Below are 6862 nucleotides of genomic sequence, written 5' to 3'. Positions count from 1 at the left end.
TGCGATCGGTCCGCCACCAGCCATTCCCTGCCACCGGAGTGCCGCCGCCACCTCGGCGGCCGGGCCGCTATCCCGCCGCACTGTCGGCGGGATAGCGGGCGGGGGTCACCACTGGCCGGGGACGTAGTCGCCGCCGAGGTTGCCGGCGATGACGTTCAGGCGGTTCCAGGCGTTGATGGTGGCGATCAGGGAGATCAGCGCGCCGATCTGGTTGTCGTCGTAGTGCTTGCGGACCTGGGCGAAGGTGTCCTCGGAGATGCCGGGGGACGCGTCGGCCAGGCGGGTGCCCTCCTCGGTCAGAGCCAGGGCGGCGCGCTCGGCGTCGGTGAAGACGGTGGATTCCTTCCAGGCGGCGATCAGGGACAGACGGACGGCGGTCTCACCGGCCGCGGCGGCGTCCTTGACGTGCATGTCGAGGCACATGCCGCAGTGGTTGATCTGCGAGGCGCGGATCTTCACCAGTTCCTGGGTGGCCTTGGGCAGCGTGGACTCCTCGGCGACGCGGCCGGCGGTGTTGAGGCGCTTGAAGAACTTGGTGGCGATCTCGTTCTCGAACATGTTGAAGCGGACCATTGTTCTCTCGTTTCTGTGCGTGTTTGTTGGCTTCGTCAGGTTGACGACGCGGCCCGCACGGGTGTGACATCGCCTCGCATGTGACGCCGGTCACGCCGGAAAGTCTCACCGAGAGCCCTCGGTCCGCCGCCCCTATTTCTAGGATCTTGATTTCGCGAAACGGCCTACGCCGGAGCGGATCCGGCGCGATCATGAATCTCGGAAGATTGTGAACCGACCGGTAGTCACATCTCGGCTACCTAGGGGGTTGCGATGCTCGACGCAGGCAGACATCGGAAAATCTCATCCAGCGGTCAGTGGCAGGGGGTCCGCCCGACCGTGCGGCGCGGAAAGACCGGCCGACATCACCGTGCCGTTCCGAAAACCTTACGTACCAAGGCCTTACAGGCCCTCCTCCCCGGCGCGACGGTCATCGCCATGACCTGTCTCGCGGCCCCGGCGCATGCCGAGGCACCGCCGCGGCCGGTGCAGATCGATCCGCTCGAGGGCCTGTCGCAGGACGTGCTGGCCACCCTCAATTCGCTGAAGACGCTGAACTTCACCGATGTCGACCTGAAGGGCATCGGCCTGCCCGGCATCGATCTCCCGGGCGTCAACCTGCCCGCGCTGTTCGCCCCGGACACCGCGATCGTGGTGCTCGGCTACGGCCTGACACCCGAGGGCGAGATGCGCCCCGAACTCATGGCCCGCCTTTACGCCGGTTACGTCTCGGCCCTGCTCTCCCCGCAGGCTCCGGTCATCGTGACCGGCGGCAATCCGCAGAACGGGGTCACCGAGGCGGATGCCATGGCGGACTGGCTGGTCGACCACGGCATCGATCGCGCCCGAATCCACACCGAAACCAAGGCGAATTCGACGGTCCAGAACGCGGCCTTCTCGGCGCAGCTCATGGACGCGATCGGCGCACATGCGGCGATCCTCATCACCTCGGCCGACCACATCGCCCGGGCGCTGACGAATTTCCACGCGGCCGGAATCGCGGTGGTGGCGACCATGACGCCGGAGGCTGCGCCGCTCTCGGCGGAGCCGTTCGGGCCGCACGCTTAGCTCGTCATTCCGGCGTGTCCTTGGCCGGAATCCACACTTCCGCAGTGGATTCCGGCCAAAAGCACGCCGGAATGACGGGGTCAGGCGAGGTAGCGGGCGATGCTCTCCGCGACGCAGGCGGGCTTGTCCTGCCCCTCGATCTCGATGGTCACCGTCCGCACGGCCTGCACGCCGCCCGGAATATCGGTGATCGCGTCGAGGGTGAACCGGCCGCGAATGCGGCTGTCCACCAGCACCGGGTTGATGAAGCGAACCTTGTTGAGTCCGTAGTTGATTGCCATGCTCGCCGCGCTGACGGTCATGACCTGCGCGGTCATCGGAACCACCAGCGACAGGGTGAGGAACCCGTGCGCGATGGTGCGGCCGTAGGGTCCGGCGGCGGCTCGGGCGGCGTCGACGTGGATCCACTGGTGGTCGTCGGTGGCGTCGGCGAAGGTATCGATGCGCTTCTGGTCGACGGTAATCCAGTCGCTCACACCGAGTTCGGTGCCGACAGCCTTGCGCAGCTGCTCGAAATCGCTGAAGTCGATCATCTTTCCCTCTCGCTCGGGCTCTTCCATTCCGCGGGCTCAGGCGTAGCGCTGCTTGAGTTCGCGCTTGAGGATCTTGTGGGTCGGCCCCATGGGCAGTTCGGTCACGAACTCCACGCGGCGCGGGTACTTGTACCGTGCCACATGCTCTTTCGCGTAGTCCACGACTTCCTCCGCGGTGATCGCCCCCGACGGCACGACCACCGCGAGGATCTCCTCGCCGTAGTTCTCGTCCGGCACCCCGATGATCGCCACCTGCGCGATGTTCGGATGCCGCAGCAGCGCGGCCTCGACCTCGGTCGGGTACACGTTGAACCCGCCGCGGATGATCATCTCCTTGATCCGGTCCACGATGCGCAGGTACCCGCCCTCGTCTTTGATGCCGAGGTCGCCGGTGCGGAACCAGCCGTCCACCATGACTTCCGCGGTGGCGTCGGGGCGTCCGGTGTAGCCGCTGAACACATTGTGGCCACGCACCACGACCTCGCCGATGGTGCCGGCGGGCAGCAGTGAGATCTGCTCGCGGACATCGGGATCGGCGATCTCGACGTCCACGCCCCAGACCGGATGCCCGACGGTGCCGATCTCGGGACCGAGCAGCGGCTGGTTCACCGTTGCGGTGGGCGAGGTTTCGGACAGACCGTAGCCCTCGAGGATGTGGGAGCCGAAAACCTTCTCGAACTCCTCGATGATGACCGGCGGCATGGCCGCGCCGCCGCTGATGCACAGCCGCAGCTCTGGCAGCCGCTCCGCGCTCTTGGCCGCCTCGAGCAGGCCGTGGTACATGGTGGGCACGCCGTGGAAGGTGTTGACGTTCTCCTGCACCATCAGCTGAAGCGCCTGTGCCGCATCGAATCTCGGCATGAGCACCAGCGTCGCGCCGAGCCGCCAGTGCGAGTTCATCGACACCGTCTGCCCGAACACGTGGAACAGCGGCAGCGCGCCCAGCGCGATGTCCTCGCGCTTGACCTCATTGGCGTCGAACGCGTTCACGGTCGCGCACATCACCATATTGAGGTGGCTGAGCTCCGCGCCCTTGGGCCGCCCGGTGGTCCCGCTGGTGTAGAACACGACCGCGGTGTCCAGCGGGCTGCGGGACACGTACGCCGGAATCGCCTCTCCGACCAGCTCTTTCGGGCTGACCGAGTCGATGCCGACCCGCGCGGCCGCCTCCTTGCCGACGGCCTCCACCATCGGATGGCAGATCATGAGCTTGGCCCCGCTGTCGCGCAGCACGTACTCGGCCTCGTCGGCGGTGAGCAGCAGATGCACCGGCACCACCGTCGCGCCCGCCGCCAGAATGGCGAAGTAGGCGCGCGGGAAGTCGGCGGTATTGGGCCCCATGAGCGCGACCCGATCCCCCGGCCGCACACCGAGTTCGATGAGCGCCCCGGCCTGTTCGCGGGCCTGCCGCCACAGGTCGCGGAAGGTGATGCGCTGGTCGCCCTCGATCAGGGCGAGGTGGTCGGGTCGCCGCCACGCCGGTTCGGCGAGGATGGAGGCCAGGGAGAGAGTCGCGTTCATTGAGACCTCTGGTTCGATGGGTGGGGCTAGAGACCCATGTTCTTGGCGATGATCATCTTCATGACCTCGCTGGTGCCGCCGTAGATCCGGTTGACGCGGTTGTCCGCGTACAGGCGGGCGATGGGGTACTCGTTGATGAAGCCGTAGCCGCCGTGCAGCTGCAGGCAGCGGTCGATGACGCGGTGGGCGACCTCGGTGCAGAACAGCTTGGCCGAGGCGGCGTCGGCGGGCGACAGGGTGCCTTCGTCGAGGGCCTCGAGCCCGCGGTCGACGACGGCCTCGGCGGCGTCCACCTCGGCCTGGCAGGCGGCCAGCTCGAACTTGGTGTTCTGGAAGGCCGCGACCGGCTGCCCGAACACGTTGCGCTGCCGGGTGTATTCCTTGGCGAAGCGGATGGCGGCCTTGGCCTGCGCGTACGCGCCGACGGCAATGGACAGCCGCTCCTGCGGGAGGTTCTGGCCCAGGTAGGAGAAGCCCTTGTGCTCCTCGCCCAGCAGGTCCTCGGCCGGCACCTTGACGTCGGTGAAGTTGAGTTCGGCGGTGTCGGAGACCTTGAGGCCCAGCTTGTCCAGCTTGCGGCCGACGGTGTAGCCCGGGGTCTTGGTGTCGACGGCGAACAGCGAGATGCCGTGGCGGCGATCGCCTTCGGTGGCCGGGGCGGTGCGGGCGCACACGATGACGCGGTCGGCGAGCACGCCGCCGGTGATGAAAGTCTTGGACCCGTTCAGCACGTAGTGCGTGCCGTCCTCGGAAAGCTTTGCGGTGGTGCGCATTCCGGCCAGGTCGGAGCCGGTGCCGGGCTCGGTCATGGCGATGGCGAACATGGTCTCGCCGGAGACGAAGCCGGGCAGCCAGCGTTCCTTCTGCTCCCGGGTGGCCAGGTTCAGGATGTAGGGCAGGCACAGGCCGACGTGTACGCCCGAGCCGCCCAGAGACACTGCGGCACGGGCGCATTCCTCGATGAGAATGGCCTGGAACTTGAACGATTCGATGCCCGCGCCGCCGAACTCCTCGGGGACCTCGATGCCGAAGACGCCGAGTTCGGCCAGCTTGTAATAGAAGTCGCGCGGCGCGATACCGGCGGCGTACCACTCGTCGTAGACGGGGACGACCTCAGCCTCGAGGAACGCCCGCACGGTCTCGCGGAAGGCATCGTGGTCTTTGTCGAAAACTGTTCTCTGCATGGTGAAGATCTCCGAGATTAGAGACGGCGTCCGCCGTCGACGTAAATGGTCTGACCGGTGACGAACGAGGCGTTTTCGGAGACCAGGAACGACACCACATTCGCGATATCGGCGGGCTCGCCGACACGGCGCAGCGGGGTGATCTTGGCGGCCTGCTCGCGGAACTCCTCCGGCGAGACACCCACGCGGGCGGCGGTGGCATCGGTCATCTCGGTGACGATGAACCCGGGGGCAACGGCGTTGACATTGATGCCGAACGGCCCCAATTCCATTGCGAGCGTGCGGGTCAGACCCTGGATGCCCATCTTGGCGGCCGAGTAGTTGGCCTGCCCGCGGCTGCCGAGCGCGGACACGCTGGAGGTGTTCACGATCTTGCCGGACTTCTGCTTCACCATGTACTTCTGCGCCTCGCGCGAGCACAGGAACGTGCCCTTGAGGTGCACGTTCATGACCAGGTCCCAGTCGTCGACCGACATCTTGAACAGCAGGTTGTCGCGCAGCACGCCCGCGTTGTTGACCAGCACGTCGACCGAACCCAGTTCGGAGGCGATGCGTTCGAACGCGGTGGCGACCTGCGCCTCGTCGGTGACATTGCAGCCCACCGCGATCGCGGTGCCGCCCTTGGCGACAATGGCGTCCACGGCGTCCTTGCAGGCGGCCTCGTCGAGATCGACGATGGCGACGGCGAATCCGTCGGCGGCCAGGCGGGCGGCGGTGCCCGCGCCGATTCCGCGGGCGGCACCGGTCACGACTGCGACTTTCGACATGGTGAATCTCCTTGTCTACGCTGGGTCTTTTTCGTGAAAAGGTTCAGAGGAAGGCGTTGACGCCGGTGAGGGCGCGGCCGATGAGCAGTTTCTGGATCTGGCTGGTGCCCTCGTAGAGGGTGAGCACGCGCGCGTCGCGCAGGTACTTCGACACCGGGTACTCGTCGATGTAGCCGTATCCGCCGAACACCTGGATGGCATTGTTGGCGGCCTTCACCGCGGCCTCGCTGGCGAACAGCTTGGCCACCGACGCCTCGGTGCCGAAGGGTTTGCCCTTCTCCACCAGATCCGCAACCCGCCAGGTCAGCAGCCGCGCGGCCTCGACCTCGACCGCGATATCGGCGATGAGTTCCTGAACCAGCTGGTAGGAGGCGATCGGCTTGCCGAACTGCTCGCGCTCCTGAGCGTATTTCACCGCGGCCTCGAGGCAGCCGCGGGCGACGCCGACACACCCGGCGGCCACACCCATGCGGCCCTTGTCGAGCGCTGCCATGGCGATCTTGAAGCCCTGGCCGAGTTCGCCGAGCCGGTTGGCGTCGGGCACCCGCACCCGGTCCAGGACCAGTTCCGCGGTGGCCTGGCCGCGCAGGCCGAGCTTGCCCTTGATCTCCTTGCGGGTGAGGCCGGGCGCGTCGGTGGGGACCAGGAACGCGGTCACGCCCTTGGGTCCGGGCCCGCCGGTACGCGCGAAGATGATCGCGACGTCGGCCCAGGTGCCGTTGGTGATGAACATCTTGGTGCCGGAGATCAGCCAATCCTCGCCGTCGGCAACGGCTTTGGCGTTGAGGTTGCCCGCATCTGAGCCGGTGTCGGGCTCGGTCAGGCCGAAGCAGCCCAGCGCCTCACCCGAGCACAGGCGCGGCAGCCACTCCTGCTTCTGCGCCTCGTTGCCGTAGGTCTTGATGGACTTGGCGACCAGCCCGAGCGACACGGACACGATGCCGCGCACCGAACTGTCGCCGCGGCCGAGCTCCTCGAGCAGCAGGCAGTAGTCGAGGGCGGTACCGCCGGACCCGCCATACTCCTCGGGAATCTCGATGCCGAGAAAGCCCATGTCACCGAGCTTTCCGACGATGGCGGTGTCGACCGACTCGGCCCGATCCCACTCGGCCGCGTACGGCACGACCTCTTTGTCGACCCAGGCCCGAGCCAGCTCCCGAAGTTCACGCTGGGACTCGCCGAGTTCGAAGTCCATGATTGTGATCTCTCCTAACCAAACGGTGTTAGGTTTATGACA

The 6862-nt window shown here is 66.8% G+C and carries 7 protein-coding genes; 1 reads left to right on the top strand and 6 read right to left on the bottom strand.

Translation table 11 applies throughout. The features are described from left to right. Nucleotides 1–105: 105 nt before the first annotated feature. Nucleotides 106–573, bottom strand: a complete 468-nt coding sequence (locus ON43_RS11695) for a carboxymuconolactone decarboxylase family protein (protein WP_040806780.1) — start codon at nt 571–573, stop codon at nt 106–108. A 417-nt stretch (nt 574–990) separates the two neighbouring features. On the opposite strand from ON43_RS11695, the gene ON43_RS42395 reads away from it, so the two are divergent. Beyond that, nucleotides 991–1620, top strand: a complete 630-nt coding sequence (locus ON43_RS42395) for a YdcF family protein (protein ID WP_051178292.1) — start codon at nt 991–993, stop codon at nt 1618–1620. Nucleotides 1621–1700: 80 nt separating this feature from the next. On the opposite strand, the gene ON43_RS11685 is transcribed toward ON43_RS42395, so the two are convergent. The 5 genes from ON43_RS11685 to ON43_RS11665 are packed head-to-tail and all read right to left on the bottom strand — an operon-like array spanning nt 1701 to nt 6820. Beyond that, complete coding sequence (locus ON43_RS11685; RefSeq protein ID WP_040806779.1) at nt 1701–2153, bottom strand: MaoC family dehydratase; 453 nt, start codon at nt 2151–2153, stop codon at nt 1701–1703. A 36-nt stretch (nt 2154–2189) separates the two neighbouring features. Then, entirely contained in the window at nt 2190–3674 is a 1485-nt protein-coding gene (locus ON43_RS11680) for a long-chain-fatty-acid--CoA ligase (RefSeq protein ID WP_040806777.1), read from the bottom strand. Nucleotides 3675–3700: 26 nt separating this feature from the next. Continuing rightward, nucleotides 3701–4858, bottom strand: coding sequence for an acyl-CoA dehydrogenase family protein (locus tag ON43_RS11675; RefSeq protein WP_040806775.1), 1158 nt, complete (start codon nt 4856–4858; stop codon nt 3701–3703). A gap of 17 nt (nt 4859–4875) precedes the next feature. After that, the gene (locus tag ON43_RS11670; RefSeq protein ID WP_040806768.1) at nt 4876–5625 is read right to left on the bottom strand and encodes an SDR family NAD(P)-dependent oxidoreductase; all 750 of its coding nucleotides are present in this window, start codon (nt 5623–5625) and stop codon (nt 4876–4878) included. A gap of 43 nt (nt 5626–5668) precedes the next feature. After that, the gene (locus ON43_RS11665) at nt 5669–6820 is read right to left on the bottom strand and encodes an acyl-CoA dehydrogenase family protein (protein ID WP_040806766.1); all 1152 of its coding nucleotides are present in this window, start codon (nt 6818–6820) and stop codon (nt 5669–5671) included. Nucleotides 6821–6862: the final 42 nt, after the last annotated feature.

Source organism: Nocardia concava NBRC 100430, from assembly GCF_000308815.1.
Taxonomy (GTDB): Bacteria; Actinomycetota; Actinomycetes; order Mycobacteriales; family Mycobacteriaceae; genus Nocardia; species Nocardia concava.
This window is presented reverse-complemented; position numbering and strand designations above follow the sequence as displayed.